This is a genomic window from Frondihabitans cladoniiphilus (assembly GCF_039544345.1).
Classification (GTDB): Bacteria; Actinomycetota; Actinomycetes; order Actinomycetales; family Microbacteriaceae; genus Frondihabitans; species Frondihabitans cladoniiphilus.
Genome location: NZ_BAABLM010000003.1, coordinates 25155 through 48828 on the forward strand (window position 1 = coordinate 25155; position 23674 = coordinate 48828).

23 protein-coding genes are annotated in these 23674 nt (G+C 68.2%); 11 read left to right on the forward strand and 12 right to left on the reverse strand.

Going from position 1 to position 23674, the window contains the following annotated elements; translation table 11 throughout:
• The first annotated feature begins 90 nt into the window (after positions 1–90).
• The 5 genes from phoU to ABEA39_RS08300 all read left to right on the forward strand — a co-directional run bounded on the left by phoU (position 91) and on the right by ABEA39_RS08300 (position 6444).
• Positions 91–744 (forward strand): phosphate signaling complex protein PhoU, encoded by a 654-nt coding sequence (gene phoU, locus ABEA39_RS08280; protein WP_345375369.1) that lies wholly within the window; start codon positions 91–93, stop codon positions 742–744.
• A gap of 118 nt (positions 745–862) precedes the next feature.
• Entirely contained in the window at positions 863–2077 is a 1215-nt protein-coding gene (locus ABEA39_RS08285) for an ROK family transcriptional regulator (protein WP_345375371.1), read from the forward strand.
• A gap of 223 nt (positions 2078–2300) precedes the next feature.
• On the forward strand, positions 2301–3845 hold the full coding sequence (gene mmsA / locus ABEA39_RS08290) for a multiple monosaccharide ABC transporter ATP-binding protein (RefSeq protein WP_345375372.1): 1545 nt from the start codon (positions 2301–2303) through the stop codon (positions 3843–3845).
• Entirely contained in the window at positions 3842–5167 is a 1326-nt protein-coding gene (mmsB, locus tag ABEA39_RS08295) for a multiple monosaccharide ABC transporter permease (protein WP_345375373.1), read from the forward strand. Before mmsA ends, mmsB begins: the two co-directional genes overlap by 4 nt.
• Before the next feature lie 170 nt (positions 5168–5337).
• Positions 5338–6444: a sugar-binding protein gene (locus ABEA39_RS08300; protein WP_345375374.1), complete on the forward strand. Its 1107-nt coding sequence runs from the start codon at positions 5338–5340 to the stop codon at positions 6442–6444.
• A 251-nt stretch (positions 6445–6695) separates the two neighbouring features.
• Here ABEA39_RS08300 and ABEA39_RS08305 read toward each other — a convergent pair whose 3' ends face one another.
• The 7 genes from ABEA39_RS08305 to ABEA39_RS08335 all read right to left on the reverse strand — a co-directional run bounded on the left by ABEA39_RS08305 (position 6696) and on the right by ABEA39_RS08335 (position 14426).
• Entirely contained in the window at positions 6696–7136 is a 441-nt protein-coding gene (locus ABEA39_RS08305) for a riboflavin kinase (protein WP_425556941.1), read from the reverse strand.
• A gap of 280 nt (positions 7137–7416) precedes the next feature.
• Entirely contained in the window at positions 7417–8820 is a 1404-nt protein-coding gene (locus ABEA39_RS08310) for a M24 family metallopeptidase (protein ID WP_345375375.1), read from the reverse strand.
• A gap of 91 nt (positions 8821–8911) precedes the next feature.
• Positions 8912–10567 carry an ABC transporter substrate-binding protein gene (locus tag ABEA39_RS08315; protein ID WP_345375376.1) on the reverse strand — a complete coding sequence of 552 codons (1656 nt, stop codon included), beginning with the start codon at positions 10565–10567 and terminating at the stop codon, positions 8912–8914.
• Between the two features lie 61 nt (positions 10568–10628).
• On the reverse strand, positions 10629–11627 hold the full coding sequence (locus ABEA39_RS08320) for an ABC transporter ATP-binding protein (RefSeq protein ID WP_345375377.1): 999 nt from the start codon (positions 11625–11627) through the stop codon (positions 10629–10631).
• Positions 11628–11659: 32 nt separating this feature from the next.
• A complete protein-coding gene (locus tag ABEA39_RS08325; RefSeq protein ID WP_345375378.1) occupies positions 11660–12484 on the reverse strand; it encodes an ABC transporter ATP-binding protein in 825 nt (274 codons plus the stop codon).
• Positions 12481–13356, reverse strand: coding sequence for an ABC transporter permease (locus tag ABEA39_RS08330; RefSeq protein ID WP_345375379.1), 876 nt, complete (start codon positions 13354–13356; stop codon positions 12481–12483). Before ABEA39_RS08330 ends, ABEA39_RS08325 begins: the two co-directional genes overlap by 4 nt.
• The gene (locus tag ABEA39_RS08335; protein ID WP_345375380.1) at positions 13353–14426 is read right to left on the reverse strand and encodes an ABC transporter permease; all 1074 of its coding nucleotides are present in this window, start codon (positions 14424–14426) and stop codon (positions 13353–13355) included. The genes ABEA39_RS08330 and ABEA39_RS08335 overlap by 4 nt, the downstream gene beginning before the upstream one ends.
• Before the next feature lie 215 nt (positions 14427–14641).
• Here ABEA39_RS08335 and ABEA39_RS08340 point away from each other — a divergent pair, with 215 nt between their 5' ends.
• Positions 14642–15358, forward strand: a complete 717-nt coding sequence (locus ABEA39_RS08340; protein WP_345375381.1) for a FadR/GntR family transcriptional regulator — start codon at positions 14642–14644, stop codon at positions 15356–15358.
• Between the two features lie 59 nt (positions 15359–15417).
• Complete coding sequence (locus ABEA39_RS08345) at positions 15418–15834, forward strand: hypothetical protein (protein ID WP_345375382.1); 417 nt, start codon at positions 15418–15420, stop codon at positions 15832–15834.
• Between the two features lie 94 nt (positions 15835–15928).
• On the opposite strand, the gene ABEA39_RS08350 is transcribed toward ABEA39_RS08345, so the two are convergent.
• Complete coding sequence (locus tag ABEA39_RS08350; protein WP_345375383.1) at positions 15929–16672, reverse strand: phosphoglyceromutase; 744 nt, start codon at positions 16670–16672, stop codon at positions 15929–15931.
• Between the two features lie 101 nt (positions 16673–16773).
• On the opposite strand from ABEA39_RS08350, the gene ABEA39_RS08355 reads away from it, so the two are divergent.
• Positions 16774–17562: a class I SAM-dependent methyltransferase gene (locus ABEA39_RS08355; RefSeq protein ID WP_345375385.1), complete on the forward strand. Its 789-nt coding sequence runs from the start codon at positions 16774–16776 to the stop codon at positions 17560–17562.
• Between the two features lie 131 nt (positions 17563–17693).
• Here ABEA39_RS08355 and ABEA39_RS08360 read toward each other — a convergent pair whose 3' ends face one another.
• The 4 genes from ABEA39_RS08360 to ABEA39_RS08375 form a co-directional block, all read right to left on the reverse strand.
• Entirely contained in the window at positions 17694–18773 is a 1080-nt protein-coding gene (locus ABEA39_RS08360) for an FUSC family protein (RefSeq protein WP_345375386.1), read from the reverse strand.
• Between the two features lie 5 nt (positions 18774–18778).
• Entirely contained in the window at positions 18779–19921 is a 1143-nt protein-coding gene (gene ygfZ / locus ABEA39_RS08365; protein WP_345375387.1) for a CAF17-like 4Fe-4S cluster assembly/insertion protein YgfZ, read from the reverse strand.
• Positions 19911–20516 (reverse strand): heme-binding beta-barrel domain-containing protein, encoded by a 606-nt coding sequence (locus ABEA39_RS08370; protein WP_345375388.1) that lies wholly within the window; start codon positions 20514–20516, stop codon positions 19911–19913. The genes ygfZ and ABEA39_RS08370 overlap by 11 nt, the downstream gene beginning before the upstream one ends.
• Before the next feature lie 162 nt (positions 20517–20678).
• Positions 20679–20960: a hypothetical protein gene (locus tag ABEA39_RS08375; RefSeq protein ID WP_345375389.1), complete on the reverse strand. Its 282-nt coding sequence runs from the start codon at positions 20958–20960 to the stop codon at positions 20679–20681.
• A gap of 129 nt (positions 20961–21089) precedes the next feature.
• Between ABEA39_RS08375 and ABEA39_RS08380 the strand changes: the two genes are divergently transcribed.
• From ABEA39_RS08380 to ABEA39_RS08390, 3 genes are read left to right on the forward strand one after another with little or no spacing between them, the layout of a single operon-like run.
• Positions 21090–21779 (forward strand): response regulator transcription factor, encoded by a 690-nt coding sequence (locus tag ABEA39_RS08380; RefSeq protein ID WP_345375390.1) that lies wholly within the window; start codon positions 21090–21092, stop codon positions 21777–21779.
• Positions 21757–22647: a mycothiol synthase gene (gene mshD / locus ABEA39_RS08385; RefSeq protein WP_345375391.1), complete on the forward strand. Its 891-nt coding sequence runs from the start codon at positions 21757–21759 to the stop codon at positions 22645–22647. Before ABEA39_RS08380 ends, mshD begins: the two co-directional genes overlap by 23 nt.
• Positions 22648–22665: 18 nt before the next feature.
• Entirely contained in the window at positions 22666–23667 is a 1002-nt protein-coding gene (locus ABEA39_RS08390) for a DUF418 domain-containing protein (RefSeq protein ID WP_345375392.1), read from the forward strand.
• Positions 23668–23674: the final 7 nt, after the last annotated feature.

A 23674-nucleotide genomic window follows, 5' to 3' on the forward strand; every position in this document is an offset into this window, starting at 1 on the left:
CCTTCGCGGGGGAGGCTCACCGAGCGACGCGGGCACTCGGTCGCGCCATGGGGCGTGCCGGTCCAAGACACGAGAGGGTCGATCACAACAATGCGCGAGGTATTCCAGCAAGAGCTCCAAGAGGTGCAGGAGCGTCTCGTCGAGATCTCGGGCCTCGTGGCGGTGTCCATCGAGAACGCCACCCGAGCGTTCCACGAGTCGAACGTCACCCTCGCCGAGCAGGTCATCGCCGACGACGACAAGATCGATTCCCTCTCCGTGAGCCTCGACGAGCTCGCCATCGACATCCTGGCGCGCCAGCAGCCGGTCGCCCGCGACCTCCGCATCGTCGTCAGCGCGCTGCGCATCAGCGCGTCGCTCGAGCGGATGGGCGACATGGCCGAGCACATCGCCCAGCTCGCCCGCTACCGCTTCCCCGAGAAGGTCGTGCCGAAGTCACTGCGTCCCACCTTCACCGAGCTGGGCGAGCTCGACGTGGCGATCGCTCGCAAGCTGACCCAGCTGCTCCTCACCGAAGACGTCACTCTCGCCGAAGAGATCCGCAACGACGACGACCGCATCGACGAGCTGCACCTGAGCGTCTTCGACAAGGTCCTCGGCGAGACCTGGAAGGGCGCCCCCGCCGACACCGTCGACGCGACGCTGGCCAGCCGCTACCACGAGAGGTTCGCCGATCACGCGGTCTCCATCTCGAAGAAGGTGCTCTACCTCGCCACCGGCGACTGGGTCGGCGCCGAGGCCTGACCCGCCAGTTCGAAGGGCTCGAATCGATTCGTCACGGATCGGTTCGGGCCCTTCGCGATTCGGTCACGGTTTGCGTTAACCTCTTGACGTCACCCGTTCGGGAGGTGAGGATTCGAGCGTGTCAAATCTCCAAGGCCCAATGGCGGGCCGACGGCAGAGTCCCGGGCCCCGTCAGAGTCCCGGTTCCCAAACGTCCCTTCGCAAGCGCAACCAGCAACGCATCGTCGAAGCCCTCGTCAAAGTCGGCGCCTCCACGCAGGCCGATCTCGCACGCCGCACGGGCCTTTCGACGGCGACCATCTCGAACATCGTCAGCCACATGGCCGAGAACGGACTGGTCAGCCTCACCCCGACCACGGCGTCGGGTCGGCGGGCCACGTCGGTGCGCCTGCTGTCGTCCAACGGCACCGTCGCCGCCGGCATCGGCTTCGGCCGGCGTCATCTGCGTGTCGTGCTGGTCTACCCCGACTACACGATCGTGGCGGAGGAGTCCATCGCCCTCCCGCCGAAGTACGACCCGCGCGTGGGCTTCGACCTGGCGCGCGACCTGCTGGGCGACCTCTTGGAACGAACCGGCATCTCGTGGGATGCCCTGTCCGGCGTCGGCGTCGGGATCCCGGGTTCGATCGACCGCCGCGACGTCATGCCCGTCATCGGCACGGTCTGGGCCGAGTGGGCCTTCGTCGACGTCGTGGTCGAGCTGGAGGACCGTCTGGGCGGGATCCCCGTGGTCCTCGACAACGACGCCAACCTGGGCAGTGTGGCCGAGACGATCTGGGGGCCGCACGGCCACGTCACGAACCTCGTCTACCTCAAGGTCGGCAGCGGCATCGGGGCGGGGCTGATCCTCAACGGCATGCCGTTCAACGGCGCCACCGGAGTCACCGGCGAAGTGGGCCACGTGCAGGTGGTCGCCGACGGGCAGGCCTGTCGCTGCGGCAATCGCGGCTGCCTTGAGGCCGAGGCCTCCATCACCGCCATGCTCGACCGCCTGAGCGCGGTGACGTCCATCACCACGACGGAGGAACTCGTGGCCGCAGCCAAAGCCGGAGACGTGGCCGTGATCCGTGTGATCGAGGACGCGGCCCGGATGATCGGACGCGTCGTCGGAGACCTGGCGAGCATCCTCAGCCCCGAGATCATCGTCCTCGGCGGCCCGCTGGCGGCGCTCGGCGACACCATCCTCGAGCCGATCTCCCGGGCGTTCGCCCGCCACGTGCTGCCGCTCGTCCGCGATGCGACGGAGATCGTGGCGTCGACGCTGGACGACCGGGGCGAGGCCCTGGGAGCCGCGGCTCTGGTGTTCCATCGCGAGGCCGTGCGGGTCCTCTGATGGCTCCCGTGTCCCCCGAACGGCCGACAGTGGCCGAGACTTCTGTAGCCGTTACGAATTCGTTGCGTTAACCTTTTGACCTCAGGCCATTCTCGGCTTAGTGTGATGCAGGGTTGTTGGCCGGGCAGAGATGCAGGCGGACGATCCGGCGGGAGAAAGACCCGCTACGACCCGGTCTCCCGACCGGCTCCGACAACGATGTCCAGACAAATGGCGGTGCACAATGGCTGGTGGCCCAACCATCCTCGAGATGCGCTCGATCACCAAGGAGTTCCCTGGTGTGAAGGCCCTCTCCGACGTGAACCTGACCGTGAAGGCCGGCGAGATCCACGCGATCTGCGGCGAGAACGGTGCAGGCAAGTCGACTCTCATGAAGGTCCTCTCGGGGGTCTACCCGTTCGGCACGTACTCGGGCGACATCGTCTACGAGTCCGAGGTCGTCCAGTTCACGGGCATCAAGCAGTCCGAGGCTGCCGGCATCGTGATCATCCACCAGGAGCTCGCGCTCATCCCCGAGCTGTCGATCACCGAGAACATCTTCCTGGGCAACGAGCCCGGCAGGCGCGGCGTGATCAACTGGATCGAGGCGCAGAAGCGCGCGAAGGACCTCCTGGCCCGCGTCGGACTCTCCGAAGACCCCGACACGAAGGTCAAGAGCCTCGGCGTCGGCAAGCAGCAGCTCGTCGAGATCGCCAAGGCGCTGAACAAGAGCGTGAAGCTCCTCATCCTCGACGAGCCGACCGCCGCGCTCAACGAGCAGGAGTCGCAGCACCTCCTCGACCTGATCGTCGGGCTCAAGGGCCGCGGCGTCACCTCGATCATGATCAGCCACAAGCTCAACGAGATCGAGCAGGTGTCCGACACCATCACGATCCTCCGCGACGGCAAGACGATCGAGAGCCTCGACGTCAAGGCCGACGGGGTCAACGAAGACCGCATCATCCGCGGCATGGTCGGCCGCTCGCTCGAGAGCCGCTTCCCCGACCGCACGCCGAACATCGGCGAGAAGTTCTTCGAGGTCCGCAACTGGACCGTCCGCCACCCCCTCGACGCCGAGCGCCTCGTCTGCAAGAACGAGAACTTCTACGTGCGCAAGGGCGAGATCGTCGGCTTCGCCGGCCTCATGGGCGCCGGACGCACCGAGCTCGCGATGAGCGTCTTCGGCCACTCCTACGGCACCTACGTTTCCGGCGAGGTCTACAAGGACGGCCGCGAGATCCGCACCGACACGGTGGCGCACGCGATCAAGAACGGCCTCGGCTACGTCAGCGAGGACCGCAAGGCGCTCGGCCTGAACCTCCTCGACACGATCAAGCGCTCGACGGTCTCGGCCGGCCTGCCCAAGATCACCCACAACGGCGTCGTCTCCTCCGTCGAGGAGTACGAGGTGTCCGAGCGCTACCGTCGCTCGCTCCGCACCAAGGCGAACAACGTCGACCAGGGAGTCAACAAGCTCTCCGGCGGCAACCAGCAGAAAGTCGTCCTGGCGAAGTGGATGTTCACCGACCCCGACCTGCTGATCCTCGACGAGCCCACCCGCGGCATCGACGTGGGCGCCAAGTTCGAGATCTACGGCATCATCCAGGACCTCGCCGCTCAGGGGAAGGGCGTCATCCTCATCTCGTCCGAGCTCCCCGAGCTCCTCGGCCTCTCCGACCGGATCTACACGATCTTCGAGGGCTCCATCACCAATGAATTGACCGCAGCCGAAGCGAACCCCGAGTCGCTGATGGTGAGCATGACCTCGAAAAGGACCACGGTTCGATGACGAACTTCAAGAAGAACCTCGACAGCATCCTGGGCAACAAAGGCGGTGGGATCAGCCAGTACGGCATGATCATCGCGCTGATCGTGATCATCGTCGGATTCCAGATCTGGACCGGCGGCATCACGCTCGACCCGGGCAACGTGATCAACGTCTTCCAGCAGTACTCCTACATCCTGATCCTCGCGATCGGCATGGTCATGGTGATCGTCGCCGGCCACATCGACCTCTCGGTCGGCTCGGTCGCCGCGTTCGTCGGCATCATCGTCGCCCAGTCGATGGCCGTCTGGCACTTCCCGTGGTGGGTCGCCATCATCCTCGGCCTCGTGGTCGGCGCCCTCGTCGGCGCCTGGCAGGGCTTCTGGGTCGCCTACGTCCGGGTCCCCGCGTTCATCGTGACCCTGGCCGGCCAGCTCATCTTCCGTGGCGCGAACCAGCTCATCGGCTCGTCGACCGCCGTCCCGGTGCCGAGCGACTACCAGAACATCGGTGGCGGCTTCATCCCCGACTTCGGTCCGAACACCGGCTACAGCAACGGCACCCTGATCCTCGGCATCATCTCCGTCCTGGCGATCATCTACTTCGAGATCCGTGGCCGTCGCAACCGCGTCCGCATGGGCGCCCAGCCGGCTCCCGTCTGGACCAGCGTCATCCGCATCGTCATCCTCGGCGCCGTCACCCTGTTCGCCACCTACCTGTTCGCCTCCGGCCGCGCCGGCACCTCCGTGCCGATCGTCGCGATCATCCTCGGCGTCCTCGTCATCGGCTACGGCTTCGTGACCAACACGACCACCTTCGGTCGCCACCTCTACGCCGTCGGCGGCAACTCGAACGCCGCGGTCCTGTCGGGTGTCAACTCGAAGCGCGTCAACTTCCTCGTCATGATGAACATGTCGATCCTCGCCGCGGTCGCCGGTATGGTCTACGTCGGCTACGCCGGTTCGTCCGGCCCCTCCGACGGCACCGGCTGGGAGCTCGACGCCATCGCCGCCGTCTTCGTCGGTGGTGCGGCGGTCGCCGGTGGTATCGGAACCGTCATCGCCTCGATCATCGGTGGTCTGGTCCTGGCGTTCCTCGCCAACGGCCTCTCCCTCAAGGGCATCGACACCAACCTGGTCCAGATCATCCGCGGTCTCGTCCTGCTCCTCGCCGTCGCGTTCGACGTCTACAACAAGACGCAGGGCCGGCCGTCGATCATCGGCTACCTGACCCGCGGCTTCGGCAAGAAGAACAAGACCGACGAGGGCCCCACCGACGGTGGCGTCAAGGGCGACGGCGCTCAGCCCGAGTCCATCGAGGACCAGCCGCAGGTCCTCCTGCCCTAGCTCCCCACCGGCCGGTGGGCCTCGCATCCCACCGGCCCCACCGATTTTGTTGCGAGGTCGCGGCACCCGTCGAGACAGCAGCAACAGAAACACGGGATGTGCACCACACGTCCCTCAGCAAGACGGATGCCTTCCCGTGCATCCCCCACCAAGAGGAAAGAAGCATTTCAATGAAGAAACAGCTGATCATGGGCGCTTCGGTCGCAGCACTCGCGGCCCTGACGCTCACCGGTTGCTCCACCGCCCGTTCGGCTTCCTCGAGCTCCAGCTCGAGCGTCTCGGTTCCGAAGGGCTCGACCATCGGCGTCGCGCTCCCGGCCAAGACCAGCCAGAACTGGGTCCTCGCGAAGGCGGCCTTCGAGGCGTCCCTCGCGAAGGCCGGCTTCAAGGCCGACGTGCAGTACGCCGCAGCGACCAACACCGTCCCCGACCAGCAGAACCAGATCTCGGGCATGGTCACCAAGGGCGACAAGGCGATCATCATCGCCGCCCAGGACGGCTCGCAGCTCGGCACGCAGGTCAAGCAGGCCAAGGCCGCCGGCATCCCCGTCATTGCCTGGGACCGCAACATCACCGGCACCGCCGACGTCGACTACTACGTGGCGTTCAACAACTACAAGGTCGGCCAGCTCCAGGGCCAGGCGCTCCTCGACGGACTCAAGGCCAAGAAGGCCTCGGGCCCGTACAACGTCGAGCTCTTCGCCGGCGCTTCCACCGACGCCAACGCCCCCGTGTTCTTCAACGGTGCGATGAGCGTCCTGCAGCCCAAGATCGACGACGGCACCCTCAAGGTCCTGTCCGGTCAGACCACGTTCAAGCAGGTCAACACGGACGGCTGGCTCGCCCAGAACGCCCAGACCCGCATGAGCAACATCCTCCAGGCCAACTACGGCACGGCCACCCTCGACGGCGTCCTCTCCCCGAACGACACCCTCGGCCGCGCCATCATCCAGGCCAACCAGACCGCCGGCAAGACCGTCCCGGTCGTCACCGGTCAGGACAGCGAGACCGCTTCGATCCCGCTGATCATGAACGGCACGCAGTACTCGACCATCTACAAGGACACCTCCGTCGAGGCCCAGGCCGCGGTCGACCTGGTCTCCACGCTGTCGAAGGGCGACAAGCCCAAGACGGTCCTCGACAAGAAGAACAACTACAACGGCGTCAAGACGGTTCCGGCCGTCGAGCTCACCCCGGTGCTCGTCACCAAGGAGAACGCGGTCTCGGCGTACGCCAACAACCCGACCCTCGAGGCCCTCGCGAAGGCCGGCCAGTAGGTCGAACACACCACAGCAACGCAGAACCCCCGCTCGGACCTCGGTCCGGCGGGGGTTCTCGCATGTCGGGCGGGTGGGATGCGCGGGCGGACGGCACGGACCCTCGTTTGCGGCGCAGACCCTCGCTTGCGGCGCGGACCCTCGCTTGCGGCGCAGAACCACGCCGCGGACTAGAGCCCTCGCCGCTTCCGAGGCGCGGCAGCGGATTGGCGGCCCACCAGACGTGCCACCGACGTCACGCCCGAGTACAGCTAGGCCGCGAGGACCCGACGCGCGACCTCGACGTCCACCGCGATCTGCTCGATGAGGTCGTCGACCCCGGTGAACGCGACCATGCCGCGGATGCGCGACACGAAGTCGACCGTGACGACGCGGTCGTAGAGATCGAGGGACTCGTCGATGACGTGCGCCTCGACCTGCTGCGCGGGGACGCCCTCGAAGGTCGGGTTGCTGCCGACGGAGATGGCGGCCGCGTAGGTGCGCCCCTCCACCGTGAGGTGGCCGGCGTAGATGCCGTCCGCGGGGATGGTGCCCTCGGCGTCGGTGGCCAGGTTGGCGGTGGGGAAACCGAGGAGTCGCCCGCGCTCGGCGCCGTGCACGACGAGACCGCGGAGGGTCGAGAGAGGGCGGCGCGCGGCCGGACGAGCGGGCGCGGTGCGGATGCTGCGGGAGAACTCGAGCTGAGTGGTCATGGTCGCTTCCCTTTCGGTGCCTGGCGGAGTCGCCGAGACGGCGAGGATCGGGAGCGAGACGGATCCCCTCCTTATGACAACGAGTCCACCATCCCCGCGTTTCGCCGGCATCGCCACTGCGTAACGCTTTATTGCGCCGGTCGGAGGCCCGTCGTTCCGGGGCCTCGGCTGCGAACGCGCCGAAGTCCGCGAGCCGTCGGACGGGGCGGCGAGGCTCGAAACCGGATGCCGGAGCACGGCAGCCCGCCCCGACCGAGGCCGAGGCGGGCACTCCGCACGATCAGGCGTCGACGCGGAAGGCGTCCACCGACGTGTGGCGGCTGAGGTTCTCGTAGCCGCCCTCGGTGACGAGGAACATGTCGCCGATGTTGGCACCGTCGCTCAGCGGGTCGAGCCACTGCGCGTGCAGCACCATCGCCATGCCCGGCTGCAGCAGCTCGGTGTTGTGGCTGGTGACGTTGAACTTCGGGCCGCCCATGTTTCCGACACTGTGCCCGAGGTTCGGGTTGTGAGGGCCGAAGGTTGCCGGGTACACGCGCTCGAGGCGGCGGCCACTGGCCTCGTAGTCGACGTCCGGGACGTACTGCCGCGGCACCTTGCGGGCGCCTCCGTCTTTTTCCGACTCCCAGTTGTAGGGCATCTTCGCGGTCTCGGTCTGCTCGGCCGAGAGGTATCCGCGGTCGGTGTACGCGCTGAAGGCCGCGTCGTGCAATTCGTGGATCGGAACGCCGGGACGGATCTTCGCCTCGGCACGACGGACGGCGTCGGCGCACATGGCCAACGTGGTCTCCTGCTTCTCGGTGATCGTCCCGATGGCGATCATCCGGGCGATCTGCGCGGTGTAACCGTGGTACTTGACGTTCGAGACGTAGAGGTTGAGCAGGTCACCGTCTCGGACGACGTGGCCGTACGGCTTGCCGCAGGCGGTGCCCCACTGGTTGACGCCGATCTGGTAGCCGTCGCCGGTCTCGCCGCCCCGCGACATCTGGGCGAAGGTGAAGGCCGCGTAGATCTCGAAGTCGGTGACCCCCGGCCTCGTGACATGGCAGGCGGCCTCGTACGCGACGTCGGCCAGTTGTGCGGCCGTGCGAACCTGATCACGCTCGTTCTCGGACAGGAGTTTCGTCATGTCGTTCAGAGTCTCCGTGCGGTCGGAGAACCGAGCCTTCGGCAGTTCGTCGGCGAGGACACGCCAGAAGTCGGCCGAGAGGCGGTCGCCGACGAGGCCGATGCTGGAACGGGTGTAGCCCAGCTCGGTCAAGCGCTTCACGGTGGCCTCGATGGTCTTGCGAATCGGATCGCCGGCACGGCCGCCGTATTCGATGCTGAAGGGGCTGATCTGCCAGACCTCTTCGACGCCGACGGCCTCACCCTGCGGTGGCATGATGACGGATTCCGTGTAGAACGTGAAGAGGTGGATCCCTTCGGACGCGTCCGTCGGGACGACCAGGATGCCTTCACGGGACCAGTCGCACAGCCACTTGAGATAGGTGTTCGAAGTCTGGAAGCCGGTGAGCCCATCGGCGTGGATGAGCGTCACCTCGTTCTCGGCGACCGCCGCCGCGCGTCGCAGTCGTGCGATGCGCTCCGCGAATTCGGATTCCGGGATCGCCTTGGCGTAGGCGACTTCGAAGCTGGGCTCGAAGCCGTCGAGGAGCCGCTCTGCGCTCGTCGTCTGGATCATGCTGATTCTCTCTCTCGGTGATTCGGGGGCCTTCAGGGGAGAAGGGAAGGCGGCGGGCAGGTGCGGACCGCAGCCCGCCCGCCGCGGATGATCACGCGCTCGGTGTGATCAGGTAGTAGCGAGTGCCGGCGAACTGCTCGAACGTGGCACCGGTCATGCCCTTGGCCATGACCGACTGGCGGTCGGCGTAGGTGATCGGGATGACGGGTGCGGCGTCCGCGATGATCTGCTGGGCCTTCTTGTACGCGGCTTCACGCTCGGGCGAGTCGGCCTGGAGCTGCCACGTGGAGTCGATCGAGTCGACGGTGGGGTCGTTCCAGAGGGCGTAGTTGTTCACACCGCCCTTGGTCGTGGCGTAGCCGACGGGGATCTTGGGGTCGTCGGTCCAGGGGCCCCAGTTGAACAGCACCATGTCGGCGGCGCCGGGGTCGGTGGGCTTCCTCGAACGGCCGTTGATGATGTCCCACTGCTGGTTGTCCGTCTGGGGCGTCAGTTTCACGGTGATGCCGATCTGCTTCAGGTTCTCCTGGATGAGCAGAGCGATGTTCTCCTGGGAGGAGTCGGCGGTGTCGTAGTGGAGCGGCACGGAGATCGACGGATTGCCCGCCTCCTTCATCAACTCCTTCGCCTTCGTGAGGTCGGTGTCGTATTCGTTCCATGCCGGGGTGTAGCTGGAGGAGTTCTTGTTGACGATGCTGAGGGCACGCTCTGCCCGACCGGCGTAGACGGTGCTGACGATCTTCTCGTAGGGAACGGCGTCGGCGACGGCCTGACGGACCTTCTCGTCGGCGAAGGCCCCCGTGTCGGCGGCCATGGTCAGATACGTGAGGGTCGGGGTCGCCTGCGAGGCCACGGTGAAGCCGGCGGTCTTGAGCGACGTGATGTCGGTCTCGGACATGTCGAACTCGGCGAAGTTGATCGAGCCGCTCTTGACGAGCGAGGCGACGTTGGCATCGTTGACGATGCGGGCGGTGACGGTCTTGTAGGCCGGCTGCTTCGGGTACCCGGGAGTCGCTTTCAGCACGACCTCCTGGCCCTTGTTCCAGCTGGCGACGTAGTACGGCCCGGTTCCGACGACGTTGCTGCGCAGCCACTTCGCGGCATACGGATCCGCCGACGTGGCGTGCTTCTTCGCCTCGACCGAGTCGATGATGCGTTCGTTCGTGTTGACGAACATGGCGAGCTGAGTCGTTCCGGCCGCGATCGGTGCGCCGCTGGGGTCGGTGAAGTCCACCGTCACCGTGTCCTTGTCGACGACGTGGATGTCGTCGGCGCTCTGGAGTCCGTTCGACGTCAGGTCTTGCGCATTCAGGCTGTGCAGGGCACCGTCGAGGCTCCACTTCACGTCGTCCGCAGTGACGGTATTGCCCGAGGGATAGAACTTGCGGGTCGGATCCAGGTGGAACGTGATCGAGTTGGCGCCGATGTCCCAGGTCTTGGCGAGGGCCGGCGAGACCTTGGAGCCCTGCCAGACGTTGGAGCCGTCGGCCGCCTTGTCGAACGTGTAGGCGACGAGTCCTTCATAGACGTTGTTGGCGACCTCGGCGTCCTCGCTGTTCGACAGGTTCATCGGGTAGAGCGAGGTGAGGTCGGCGGGCCACGCGGTGGTGATACCGGTGCTCGTCGACGCGGAGGACGTGGAACTCGAAGCGGTCGACGAGGTGCTGCAGCCGGTGAGGGCGAGAGCGGCGGCGGCGACGACGCTGGCGGCTGCCAGGAGTCGCTTACGCGGTCGGGGTGCGGACACGGGTGTTCCTTTCGGGGAGGGGGGACTCGAATGGGCGGTGCGGGGAGGGACGGAAAGAGGGTCAGGTCTTGGGAACGACGAGCACGGGCGCGGTATCGGGTGCGGAGACCGGGCAGGCGACCGCGTGGGTGTCCGAGACGAGTGCGAGGTCGGGCCTCGCAAGGGCACACGCCTCCTCGGCGATCGGGCAGCGGCCGACGAGGCGGCATCCGGCGGGGATGCGCATCGGACTGGGGATCTCGCCTGCGAGCCGGAGTCGCTCGTGTCGACGCCCGTACTCGACGACGGGCGCGGCCGACAGCAGAGCCTTGGTATAGGGGTGGATCGGGTTCTCGAAGACCTCTTCGGTGGGGCCCTGCTCCACGATCCCTCCGAGGTACATCACCATCACGCGGTCGGACATCTGGCGGACGACGCCGAGGTCGTGGCTGATGAAGAGGTAGGCCAAGCCGTGTTCGCGCTGCAGACGCTTCAGCAGGCGGATGATCTGACCGCGGACCGACACGTCGAGAGACGCGGTCGGCTCGTCGAGGAGGATGACCTTCGGTTCCGCCGCGAGGGCCCGGGCGATGGAGAGGCGTTGTCGCTGGCCGCCGCTCAGTTGCCGGGGTCGCCGTTCGAGGAACGAGTCGTTCAGCTCGACGTCGGCGAGGAGCTGGGCGACCCGAGCCCGCCGCTCGTCCTTGGTGAGGCGGGTGTGGAGTCGGAGCGGTTCGTCGAGAGTGGCGGCGACCGTCATCCGAGGGTCCAGCGAGGACGTCGGGTCCTGGAACACCATCTGCAGATCGGCGTATGCGGCAGGCAGCCGCCGAGCCGAGAGCCCCGTGATCGCCTTCCCGTCGACCTCGATGCTTCCCGCAGTGGGCTCGACGAGTCGGGTGATGCAGCGTGCGATGGTGGATTTGCCGGATCCTGATTCTCCGACGAGAGCGAGTGTCTCGCCCGGACGGATCGAGAAGCTGACGTCGTCGACCGCTGTCAGGGAGACGTGACGCCCTGCGCCCCGAACGCGGTACTCCTTCCGGAGCTCCGAGACTTCGAGGGCGATGGGTGCCCGCATCGGCGATTCCTGCGCTGCGACTGCCTGGGGGCTCATCGGTTCTCCACCATCCTGCTGTCGGCCACGAGTTGCTGTGTGTAGGGGTCGGCGGGAGCGTCGATGATCTGCTCGCATGAGCCGATCTCCTTCACCTCGCCGCCGCGCATGACGACGACGCGATCGCAGGTCTCTGCGACGACCCCGAGGTCGTGCGTGATGAGGCAGGTCGTCATACCGGTCTCGGCCTTGATGTCGACGATGAGGTCGAGCACGTCCGCTTGGATCGTCACGTCGAGGCCGGTGGTCGGCTCGTCCAGGATCAGGAGCTTGGGCTGGCTGATCAGGGCCATCGCGAGCATGGCTCGCTGGGCCATTCCACCGGAGAACTCGTGCGGATACTGGTCCATGCGCCGTCGGGCCTCCGGAACGCGTACCAGATCCAGCATCTCGAGTGTCTGCCGCTTGGCCTCCCGACGCGTGACACCGCGGTTCGTCCGGCAGACGTCTGCTATCTGGGTCCCGACGGTGAACACGGGGTTCAGCGAGCTGCGCGCGTCCTGGAACACGATGCTGACCTCTCGGCCACGGACCGTTCGGAGCTCCTGTTCGGTCATGGCGGTGAGGTTCCGGCCCGAGTAGTGGATCGAACCCGACGTCCGGCGGAACCTCCCCGGGGCGAGACCCATGATCGAAAGGGCCGTGAGGGACTTTCCGGATCCCGACTCTCCGACGATCGCCGTCGACGACCCCTTCGGAACCGAGAACGTCACGCCGTGCAGAACGGGATCGACGTGGCCGGGCTGGTTCTCGAAGCCTCCGCCGAAGTCCTGCACGTCGAGGACCGGGGGCTGCGCGGTGATGTCGTCCGAGGTGGTCATGCTGCACTTCCTTGGTCGCGCAGATCGGCGATGGCGTCCGAGATGAGGTGGAAGGCCGCGGCGAGCAGGAAGATCGCGAGGCCGGGGAACCCGGAGATCCACCATTGCCCGGAAAGGATGGCGTCCTGACCCTGGGCGATCATGGAACCCCACTCGGCCGAGCCCGGCTGGATTCCGAGCCCGAGAAAGCCGAGGGCTCCGACCGTCGAGGCGACATAGGACGCGTTGACCGAGGCGTAGGTCAGCAGGGGACGAAGGCTGTTCGGGACGAGGTGGGCGAAGAGCACGCCGAAGGGTCCCCGTCCGACGAGCCGTGCGGCTTCGGCGAACTGGTACTCCTTCTTGGAGCGGATCTCGGCGCGAGCGAGGCGTACGTAGTCGGGCAGGGGCAGCACGGCGACCACGAAGATGACGTTCGCGATGCCGGATCCCGCGACCGCGATCACGAGGACGGCGAGCAGAAGAGAGGGGAACGAGTTGAGGAGCTCGAGGATTCGCATCGTGACGTAGTCGAAGGCACCACCGAAGAAGCCCGCGAGGCTCCCCCAGACGGTTCCGACGACGAGCGCCATCAGAACGACGACGACGGTGATGCTCACATCGGTTCTCGCCGCGGCCATGGTGCGGGAGAGGACGTCGCTGCCGAGTCCATCGGTTCCGAACGGGTGGGCGAGACTCGGCGCGGCCTGAAGGGCGCCGGTGCCGGACGCGGTGGGCGAGTAGGGCGTCCAGAACGTCGAGACGATGCTCGTCACGATGAGGAGTGCCAGGATCGCGACTCCGGTCCAGAGCGCCCACGATCTGCCGGCGGCGCCGAGTCGGCTCCGCGTCGGTCGAATCAGACGAGGGAAACCGATGGTGGGGGCGGTCATGCGCTCCTCCTGGGGTCGACACGGACGTAGACGAGTTCGAGCAGAGCCCAGATGACGACGTACAGGGTTGCGACGTAGAGGACGAAGCCCTGGATGACGGGGTAGTCCGAGGACTGGATCGCGGTGATGGCGAGCTGCCCGATGCCCGGCCAGCCGAAGATGCCCTCAACGAGAACCGAGCCGGCGAGTGTCCATCCGACGAGGCCGGCGCCGATCGTGAGCACGGAGAGGAGACCGGGCTTGAGGGCGTAGCCGAACCAGATCCTGGGGCGGGAGATACCCATGGCGCGAGCGGTTCGGACGTATTCGGAGTCGAGCGACTCGACCATGGCGGAGCGCACCTGGCGCGCCACCGGGCCGAAGCTCCCGACCGAGAGCGTGATGACGGGAAGGATCAGCTGCCTGACCGCGGCGGTCGCTGTGGCGAGGTCACCGTGCAGGAGAGCGTCGGGGACGTAGAGGCCCGTGATGGTGCCCGGGGCGTTCATTCCGATCGGCAGGCGACCGGTCGGGCCGGGCAGCAGGTGGAGGTTGACGAAGAAGATCCAGAGCAGCATCAAGCCGATCCAGAACTGCGGGAGCGCGAGCGTTCCCGTCGTGAAGAACCGGAGGACCGCGTCGAGGGGCGTGCCGCGGAAGACCGCCGCTGCGACGCCGACGATGATTCCGAAGACGAGGCCGACGATCACGGCGTAGAGGCCGAGCTCCACCGTGGCGGGGAGACGTCCGAGCAACTCGGGTCCGACCTGCTCGCCCGACAGGTACGAGGTTCCGAAGTTGCCCGTGGCGAGACCGGCGAGGAAGCGCCCGTACTGCACGATCAGCGGGGCGTCGAGGCCGAGCTGCGTGCGGGCCTGTTGGCGAGTCGCCTCCGTCGCCGAGTCGCCGACGAAGAGGTTGATCGGGTCGGCGGTGAACACCCGCGACACGAGGAAGGTGATCGACACGATGGCGACGATGACGCCGACCGCACCGAGGAGGCGAAGCAGCGGACCGCGCAGTGCGCGGGCGATACGGACCGCTCGGCCGGCGTTCGAAGGTGCCGTGCGGGGAAGGGCAAGGGCCACCATGTCGTTCCTCTCGGGGGTGGACTAAGTACTCGGCCCAACTGGTTGGACCAGTAGACGTGTGGAGACTGTAATCAGATTTCGCGCCCTGGATCCCCGAATTAGCAAGGTTTTCACGCGTCCCTAACATGCCGGAAACAAACCAGTTGGCTCTTGTCGCCAGGCGTCGCGCGGTGCACCCTAGAGTGGTCGACAACCGAGGAAAGGATCAGCCCGCGATGAGTGGCGACGAGCTCGCAGAGTTCCGACGGCGATCGCGCCCACTCGGTTCCGAGCTCGCTGCGCACCTCGAGCAGCAGATCCTGAACGACATCTATCCCCCCGGATCGGTGTTGCCGGCCGAACGGGAGATGGCGGCGTCACTCGGGGTCTCGCGCACCTCGCTCCGAGACGCCCTCCAGGAGTTGGAGGGCAAGCACCTCATCGAGAGGCACCACGGCAAGTCGTCCCGAGTGCTGCCGCTGAACATGGAATCGCTCGCCGTGCAGGAGCGCCTCCACCCCCTCGAGGACCGGATCCAACACGTCATCGAGGTAGAAGACCTCATCGAGCCCGGTGTCGCGCGCCTGGCGGCCCTCCGCGCCACCGCAGCCGACATCCTGCAACTGCAATCGATCCTCGACCGCTCGAACGAGCACCTCGCACCGGAGGCGTCACTCGATCTCGACGTGGACTTCCACTACACGCTGGCCCGGGTGACCCGGAACAACTTCATGCTCGGCATCAGCGGTCTCGCGTCGGAGCGCACGCGAGAGACGCGACTCCTGGCGCACATGACCGTCGAGTCCCGCGCGGACTGCATCGCGGGTCACGCCGCCATCGTCCGTTCCGTAGCCGATCAAGACGGGGATGCCGCCGAGCTGGCCATGCGTCTGCACCTCGAGTCCGTCCACCGGGCCATGCGCCTTCCCGCAGGACGCGTCGAATCGCTCTGACGATCCGGGCCCTCACCGCTTGAACGCGCCGAAGTCCGCGAGCCTGGGACAATGGCCGGATGGCTCAGGTCGCGATTCTCGTCAACGGTTCCCCCGATCCCCGCAAGGCCGAACTCGCGAAGACGCTCGCGCTGGTGCTGGGCTGTCCGGTGCTCAGCCCGAAGCCGATCGAAGAGGCCCTTGCTGCCCAGACCGGCCCGATGGCCGACCCGGCACGTCTGGCCTCGCTCGCCGGCGACACGGTCTGGCGTACGGCCGGCCTCGTCGAGGCCGGAGTCGTCATCGAGGCGAGCTACGCGGCCGAGCGGGCGACCGCGGTGAAGGCCGGCCTGCTGCTGTCGGGCTCGCCGCGGCTGGTCGAGGTCTTCTGCGGCGAGGGCGAGCCGCTCGGCTTGACGCCGTTCGTCGCGGTCGACTTCGACGACGACGTCGACATGGACGCCCTGGTCGTCGAGATCGGCGCGCTCTTCTCCTGAGCGCCGTCGCCGCATCGCTCGAGCCCCGCAGAAACGGCAGAGGCCCTCTCGCATTCGAGAGGGCCTCTGCCGTTTCTGCGGGTGCGGGCGGGGGCTACTTCTTGCCCTGCGCCGCGACCGCCGCGGCACCGGCCGCCGCGGCCTCCGGGTCGAGGTAGACGCCCGGCTTGGTCGGCTTGAAGTCGTCGTCGAGCTCGTAGACCAGGGGGATGCCCGTGGGCACGTTGAGCTCGGCGATGTCGTCGTCGCTGATGCCGTCGAGGTGCTTGATCAGGGCGCGAAGCGAGTTGCCGTGCGCGGTGACGAGCACCGTCTTGCCGGCCGCGAGGTCGACGGCGATGTCGCTCTCCCAGTAGGGCAGCATCCGCTCGATGACCAGCTTGAGCGACTCGGTGCGCGGGGCGTCGGCACCGAGGTCGGCGTACCGCTCGTCGTGCGCCTGCGACCACTCGCTGTCGTCGTCGAGCACGGGCGGCGGGACGTCGAACGAGCGACGCCAGGTCTGGAACTGCTCGGGGCCGTACTGCTCGAGCGTCTGCGCCTTGTCCTTGCCCTGGAGCGCACCGTAGTGGCGCTCGTTGAGACGCCAGGAGCGCTTGACCGGGATCCACAGACGGTCCGCCTCTTCGAGAGCGAGGTTCGCCGTCTGGATCGCGCGCGTCAGCAGCGACGTGTAGAGGATCTCGGGCTTCAGACCCGACGACGCCAGCAGCTCGCCGGCGCGCTTGGCCTCGGCGACCCCCTGCTCGCTCAGGCGGACGTCGACCCACCCGGTGAAGAGGTTCTTCTGGTTCCATTCGCTGTTGCCGTGACGGAGGAGGACGAGGGTCGAAGTCATGCTCCGATCCTATTACCGGGGGGATCGGCCGGGCATCCTCGGGGCCGGAGTCCTCGGGTGGCCGGCCCCGTGCATCCCCCGCTCGTGCTTGACTTGTCGCCATGCCCATCGGAGCCGTGACCCGCGGGACGACGGGGACGAACAGGCTGCGCCGTGTCGACCGGTGGATCGCCGCGCATCCCGCCTTCCGCCGCGCAGCGGACCCCCTGGTCGTGGATCTCGGCTACGGGGCCAGTGCCACGACGACGCTCGAGCTGTACCACCGGCTCGCGAAGGTGCGGCCGGACGTCGAGCTGGTGGGCATCGAGATCGAGCCCTCCCGGGTGCGGCTGGCGAACGAGTCGGCCAGGCCCGGGGTGAGCTTCCGGCTCGGCGGGTTCGAGGTGCCGCTGTCGCCGGCCGACGAGCGGGCGGGGAGACGTCCGGCGGTGATCCGGGCGTTCAACGTGCTGCGGCAGTACGACGAGGCCCAGGTCGCCGACGCCTGGGCGCTGATGGTGGCTCGCCTCGCCCCGGACGGCCTGCTGGTCGAGGGCACCTGCAACGAGATCGGGCGCGTGGCGAGCTGGATCGACGTCACCGCCGATGGGCCGCAGTCCTTCACCGCCTGCCTCCACCTCGCGTCGCTGGAGTCGCCGTCGATCGTGGCCGAGCGGCTGCCGAAGGCGCTGATCCACCGCAACGTGGAGGGCGAGCGGATCCACGACTTCCTCGTCGACCTCGACCGGCACTGGCGCTATAACGCCGGCCTCGGCGTCTACTCGGCGGTGCAGCGCTGGGTGGCGACGGTCGAGGCGATGCGCGCGGGCGGCTGGCCGGTGCGGGGCGGGCGGACACGATGGCGGCTGGGCGAGATCACCGTGCCCTGGGCGGCGGTCGCTCCGCTGTAGCTGCGACGGAAATCGCGAGCGATCCGCTGCGCGCGACGCCGCCAGGCCTGGGACGACGGGCGCGGAATCACGAATCGCTCGCGAAACGCGCCGCTACGCGACACGACGCGACGCCAGGCGACGCGCGACGGTCAGACGGACGGCAGCCGATCCCGGGCCTCGGCGTGCTCGAGGCCCGTCGCCATCAGCAGGTCGATCACGAGGGGCCGGAGCATGAGCACGAGGATCGTCTCGCCGACGACGGCCCCGGGCATCACCACGGCGGGGTCGAGCCTCCGGGCGACGGCGGACAGGGCATCCCGCGCCAGGGGTCTCTTCTCGACGTCGTCGATCGACTCGGCCAGTGCGCCGACCGCGCGCCCTGTCGAGCCCAGCAGGTCGGCGACCTCGGGTCGGCGCCGCCCGTCGCCGATGGTGGTGTCGATCCGCCGGGTCACGACCCGCAGGTTGCGCACCGCCAGGTCGAGGTAGCGGTGGATGCGCGCCTGCTGCTGCAAGGACGGTAGGCGCCCGCGGAGGAACGGCGACACGCGCGAGATCGACACGGCCGAGTCGAGCGTCGCCGCCCAGTCGTCGAGCAGCGGTTGGGTTCCGCGCAGACGTCCGAGTGCGGCGTCGGCCCGCTTGACGTCGTCGTGCCGGAGCGCCAGCACGAGAAGCTCGAACGTCGCCTCCAGCTCGGCGAACAGGCGTCGCGCGTCCGCCCGGGCGAGGCCGAGGGGATCGCGCGGGACGAGGGCGGTGATGACCAGGGCGACGGCTCCGCCGACGAGGCCGTCGAGACTCCGCACGAACGGTCCGCCCGCCGGGTCGGGGAGCAGCATCACGATGACGCCCTGCGTGGCCGCTGCAATGGCGAACGCCGCCTCGCGCGTCAGGAACCGCGCCACGACGAGAGTCACGAGGATCACGACGCCGACCTGCCAGACGCCCTTGCCGACGACGAGCAGCAGCAGCTCGGTCAGCACGATGCCGACGAGGACTCCCGCAGCGTTCACCGCGACCCGCCGCGGCCGGGCGTCGCGCGTGAGGCCGAGCGACGAGATCGTGATCGTCACGCCGAACAGCGGATTCGCGTGCCCGAGCACGAAGTGGCAGATCGCATAGGCGATTGTGGCCGCCACGACGATCTGCACGACGGCGGGCAGCGTGCTCCAGGCACGGCGGAGGCGTTCGGGCAGATCGAGACGCGCGAGGGATGCTCGGTGCACCACGGTCAGCGGCGCACGGCACCCAGCCGGGGCAGGCGGGGCACGCCGGCCGCGGCACCGGCGCCCGGCGGAACCACCACTTCTTGGCCGGCCGCGATCAGGGACTCGCCCACCCGGACGACGAGGTCGATCGTGGGATCGGTCGACCGCTTGACGACGGCCAGCGCGATCGGGCCGAGCTCGTGGTGCGTGCCGACCGAGGTGATCGCCCCGACCTCGCGGGCATCGGGCCCCGCGCCGTCGAGAACGACGTCGCCGTGGGCGGGCATCACGTTGTCGGACCCGTCGAGGTGCAGCATGACCAGCCGACGCGGCGGGTGACCGAGGTTGTGCACCTTCGCCACCGTCTCCTGGCCCCGGTAGCAGCCCTTCGAGAGATGCACGGCCGACCGCAGCCAGTCGAGCTCGTGCGGAATGGTCCGTTCGTCGGCCTCGGTGGCCAGGCGCGGACGCCAGGCGGCGATCCGCAGCGCCTCGAGGGCGAGCACGCCGGCCACCGGCACCTCGGACGCGGCGAGCGCCTCGAGATCCGCGGGCGCGACGAGCGCCTCGCGATAGGTCCAGTCGTGGGCGGGATGCACGGAGTCGTCGGCGTACCCGACGCCCCCCTCGGCGATGGTCGACCACGGGTCGATCCAGACGAGCGGCACGTCGCCCGCCTGCGCGGCCGGCACGGGCGGCACGGCCGGCACGGGCGGCTCTGCGGCGCCGTTCGGAGCGAAGGAGCCGACCGTGGCGAAGTCGGCACTGCGGTCGGCGACCTCGACGCGGAGCATGAAGCGCATCCGGTCGAGCCAGGCCGAGAGGACCGGCGCCTCGGCGGCGTCGACGAGGAGCCAGGTCGTCTCGCCGTCGTCGAGCACCCGGGCGGCCTGTTCGAGGCGGCCGGACGGGTCGAGCAGGAGCGTCTCGGTGCTGACGCCGGGCGCCAGGTGGTCGAGGCTCTGACTGGTCAGGGAGTTGAGCCAGCTCAGCCGGTCGGGGCCCGTGACGGTGACGACGCCGCGGTCGCCCAGCTCGACGATCGAGCGACCGGCCTCGAGGCCGCGCTGCTCGCTCAGCGGGTTGCCGTAGTGCGCGGCGACGCCCGTCGGGTCGGCCACGAAGCCGGGCCGTGCGGCGAACGCGGAGCGGGAGTCAGTCGACATGAGCGAGCCGCCCCGACGCGTGCGTGCGCAGCTCGTTGCCCAGGGCGGCGATGTCCCAGGCCCAGAGGAGGTGGTTCTCGACGAGGCCGTACATGCGCGTCGCTGCGCTGTACTCCTTCGCGTTGCTCGAGCGGAGGACCGCGTCGGTCGAGAGGTCGATGCGCGGACCCTTGACTCGACCCAGGTACAGCTCGTTGACGCCGCTCGGGTGGACCAGCGAGACCTCGATGTTGAAGCCGTCGTCGGGGGTGCGGAGGATCTCGACCGCGCGCGCGGTGGTGAACGGCTGGACGCCCTCGCCCGGCAGCATGCCGGGGCCACGGTCGCCGACCTCGGCCGGACGGTCGAGTCGCCAGTAACCGGTCTCGCTCGCGAGCGGGGTGTGCTTCTCGTCGAGCAGCCAGGTGTACGAGCTGTAGTTCAAGAAGGGCAGGCCGTCGTGGCTGAAGCTGATGCGTTGGCCGAACTCGTGGGTGCGGCGGGTCTCGTCGTCGTCACCGGTCTTGTAGTCGACCACTCCGGTGCCCTCCCACACGCCGAGGAGCCACGACAGCGGGACGATCTCGGCCGGCAGGTCGGTGGGGATCTCGATCATGAAGGACTAGCGCTGGCCTTTGAAGAGCTTGACGAGCACGGTGACCGCGACGAAGACGATGGAGAGGGAGGCCAGGACGAGCAGCCCGATGTAGAACATCTCGAGAGGAAGAAGCGAGTTCATTCCTCCAATGTACCCGCGCGCACCGTCGACGGCGAAGAATCAGAGGGCGCCGACGGCGAAGATCGCGGTGGCGACGCCCAGGATCACCAGGCTGCCGCTGAGGCTCATCGTTGTGCGGTCGACGAGGCCGTCCTTCTCGCGGGTCGCGAGCTGGAGGATAAAGGTGACGAGGATGCTCGCCCCGAGCACCAGGGGCAACCAGACCAGGTAGCGGTCGCCCGTCACGGTCAGGCCGACCACGATCGCGCCGATGACGCTCACGATCCAGACCGGAACGATGGTCAGGATCCGGAGTCGGCTGCGTCGAGAAGTGGCTTCCACTCGTTCATCATCCCCCACCCGGGTGGATGCCGGCGCGAACGACGGACGAATGGGCCCACGCACTAGGGTGGTCGAGGAGTTCTCGCCGACTGATTTAGACTGGCGGGCAGTACATCTACTGGAGGTCGTGTGGCGCAGCTCTTGGTCCTGACCTCCGCGGGCACCTCCGACGTGCTTCCGGCCCTGGCTCTTCTCAGCCACCGTACGCGTCAGATCCCCGCTGAGCCTGCACATCTGGTCAACGCGCCGTCGAGCGACCTCATCTTCGTCGACGCCCGAGGCGACCTCGCCAGCGCCAAGGCGCTCTGCAAGATCCTGCGCACCACGGGCGTGACCGTGCCCATCGTCCTGGTCCTCACCGAGGGCGGCCTCACCGCCGTCAACTCCGAGTGGGGCGTCGACGACGTCATCCTCGAGTCGGCCGGCCCGGCCGAGGTCGACGCGCGAATCCGTCTGGTCACGGGTCGCCTCGCACAGACGCAGACCGGCACGAAGATCCAGGCCTCCGGCGTCGTCATCGACGAGGCGAGCTATTCGGCCAAGGTGCACGGCCGCCCCCTCGACCTCACCTTCAAAGAGTTCGAGCTCCTCCGCTTCTTCGCGACGCACCCGTCCCGCGTCTTCACCCGCGAGCAGCTGCTCAGCGAGGTCTGGGGCTACGACTACTTCGGCGGTACCCGCACGGTCGACGTCCACGTCCGACGCCTCCGAGCCAAGCTCGGCGACCTCGAGTCGCTGATCGGCACCGTGCGCAACGTCGGCTACCGCTTCAACGTCTACGACGACGACCAGCGCGATGTCGCAGCCCTCTCGTCCTGACCCGTCGACACCGGCCGAGCTCCCTGCGACCGAACCCGCGACGACCGCCGGCCTCGCGGCCCTCGCAGCCGAGGCCCTGAGGGTCGACGGCACTCCCCCGTTCTCCGACCAGGCCCTCGTCGAGGCGCGCTCCGGCGAGGCACGGGTGGTGGGCGACATGGACGCCCTCGCGATCGTGCGGCCGGGCGAAGCCGAGCTGGTGGTGCGACCCGAGATGCGGCGGCGGGGCCTCGGCACGCGCATCCTGCGTTCCGTCGTCGACTCGACCACGGGCGATCTCGCGGTCTGGGCCCACGGCGACCACCCCGGTGCCGCGCGGCTGGCCGCCGAGTTCGGCTTCGCGCCCGTCCGTCGGCTGCTGCAGCAGCGGGCAGCGATCGCGCGGGATGCACCCGCCCCCGCCCTCCCGGAGGGCGCCGTCCTGCGCTCCTTCCGCCCCGGCGCCGACGACTCGGCCTGGCTCGACCTCAACGCCCGCGCCTTCGCCGACCACGCCGAGCAGGGCTCCCTCGGGCAGCGCGACCTCGACGCCCGCAAGGCCGACGACTGGTTCGACGCGGACGACTTCCTGCTGCTCTGGAAAAGCGACGAGCCCGGGGCCGCGCTGCTGGCCTTCTGCTGGCTCAAGGTCGTCGAGGGCGAGCCCGGCGAGTTCTACGCGGTGGGCGTCGCACCCGAGCACCAGGGCGAGCACCTCGGCGGCGTGGTGGTCGACGCCGGGCTGGCACGCCTCGCGGCCCGCGGTCTGACGACAGCTGCCCTCTACGTCGAGGGCGACAACGCTGCGGCCCTCCGTCTCTACGCGGCTCGCGGGTTCACCGACCATGCCGTCGACGTGCAGTACCTGATCAGCCGCTCGCTCGGCTGAAATACATATACTGGTGGGATGTCCACGCCCACCGCCTCCGTCCGCTACTCCCTCATCGATGCCCTCCGCGGCTTCGCGCTCTTCGGCATCCTGCTGGTCAACGCCCGCGACCTCGTCCAGGCGGGGTCCGACACCGGCGCCGTCCTGGGAGGCGACACCACGTCGACCGTCCTCTTCTTCACCGTCCAGACCCGCTTCTTCGTGATGTTCGCGACGCTGTTCGGCACGAGCCTCTTCTTCGTCCTGAGTTCCGCGCGCGCCAGGCATCCCCGCCCCTGGATCCCCCTCGTGAGGCGGCTCGTGACGCTCGCGGTCATCGGGCTGGCCCTCACTTTCACGTTCGGCAACGGGATCCTCGTCGAATACGCGCTTGCCGGCCTGATCGTGCTCATCCTCGTGATGAAGGCCCCGAAGCGGGTGGTCCTGATCGTCGGGCTCGTCCTGACGGTGGGCGTCTACGCCGCCGGGCAAGGGGGCCTCGCGCCTCTCGGACTCATCCTCCTCGGCTTCGCGGCGGCCAGCTACGGTCTTCCCCGCCTGCTCGAACAGCCGGATCGGCGCGTCGTCATCGTCTTCGTGGCAGCCGCGGTCCTGTCCGTCCCGGCCCTGATCCTGCAGACGACCCAGCCGGGCGACCCTCGCTACACGTACGTCGGCGCCATCCCCGGCGTGATCATGGCGACTGCGTACGCCTCCGGCTTCGTGCTGCTGTGGCACACCCGCGCCCGCCGCCTTCTGGCTCTCGCCTTCGAGGCGATGGGCCGGCTCGCCCTGACGAACTTCGCGGCCGGATACGTCCTCGTGTGGGCCACGACGTTCGTCGTCGACTACGGCTCGATGACCGATGTGCTCCCCGTCGTGTTCGTGGCCGTCGGGATCATCGCCCTTCAAGCCGTCGCCAGCCGACTGTGGCTCGTCCGCTTCCAGTACGGGCCGCTCGAGTGGGTGTGGCGGACCGCGACCTGGTGGAAGCCTGCGCCGATGCTGCGGGGTACAGCACGGGGTACACGCACGGCGTGAGGAGGCC

Bases quoted from the DNA above. Each gene is read 5' to 3' on its own strand.
- phoU (WP_345375369.1), top strand. From the start codon at position 91: ATGCGCGAGGTATTCCAGCAAGAGCTCCAAGAGGTGCAGGAGCGTCTC.
- mmsA (WP_345375372.1), top strand. From the start codon at position 2,301: ATGGCTGGTGGCCCAACCATCCTCGAGATGCGCTCGATCACCAAGGAG.
- mmsB (WP_345375373.1), top strand. From the start codon at position 3,842: ATGACGAACTTCAAGAAGAACCTCGACAGCATCCTGGGCAACAAAGGC.
- ABEA39_RS08300 (WP_345375374.1), top strand. From the start codon at position 5,338: ATGAAGAAACAGCTGATCATGGGCGCTTCGGTCGCAGCACTCGCGGCC.
- ABEA39_RS08305 (WP_425556941.1), bottom strand. From the start codon at position 7,136: ATGACCACTCAGCTCGAGTTCTCCCGCAGCATCCGCACCGCGCCCGCT.
- ABEA39_RS08310 (WP_345375375.1), bottom strand. From the start codon at position 8,820: ATGATCCAGACGACGAGCGCAGAGCGGCTCCTCGACGGCTTCGAGCCC.
- ABEA39_RS08320 (WP_345375377.1), bottom strand. From the start codon at position 11,627: ATGCGGGCACCCATCGCCCTCGAAGTCTCGGAGCTCCGGAAGGAGTAC.
- ABEA39_RS08325 (WP_345375378.1), bottom strand. From the start codon at position 12,484: ATGACCACCTCGGACGACATCACCGCGCAGCCCCCGGTCCTCGACGTG.
- ABEA39_RS08330 (WP_345375379.1), bottom strand. From the start codon at position 13,356: ATGACCGCCCCCACCATCGGTTTCCCTCGTCTGATTCGACCGACGCGG.
- ABEA39_RS08335 (WP_345375380.1), bottom strand. From the start codon at position 14,426: ATGGTGGCCCTTGCCCTTCCCCGCACGGCACCTTCGAACGCCGGCCGA.
- ABEA39_RS08340 (WP_345375381.1), top strand. From the start codon at position 14,642: ATGAGTGGCGACGAGCTCGCAGAGTTCCGACGGCGATCGCGCCCACTC.
- ABEA39_RS08345 (WP_345375382.1), top strand. From the start codon at position 15,418: ATGGCTCAGGTCGCGATTCTCGTCAACGGTTCCCCCGATCCCCGCAAG.
- ABEA39_RS08350 (WP_345375383.1), bottom strand. From the start codon at position 16,672: ATGACTTCGACCCTCGTCCTCCTCCGTCACGGCAACAGCGAATGGAAC.
- ABEA39_RS08355 (WP_345375385.1), top strand. From the start codon at position 16,774: ATGCCCATCGGAGCCGTGACCCGCGGGACGACGGGGACGAACAGGCTG.
- ygfZ (WP_345375387.1), bottom strand. From the start codon at position 19,921: ATGTCGACTGACTCCCGCTCCGCGTTCGCCGCACGGCCCGGCTTCGTG.
- ABEA39_RS08370 (WP_345375388.1), bottom strand. From the start codon at position 20,516: ATGATCGAGATCCCCACCGACCTGCCGGCCGAGATCGTCCCGCTGTCG.
- mshD (WP_345375391.1), top strand. From the start codon at position 21,757: ATGTCGCAGCCCTCTCGTCCTGACCCGTCGACACCGGCCGAGCTCCCT.
- ABEA39_RS08390 (WP_345375392.1), top strand. From the start codon at position 22,666: ATGTCCACGCCCACCGCCTCCGTCCGCTACTCCCTCATCGATGCCCTC.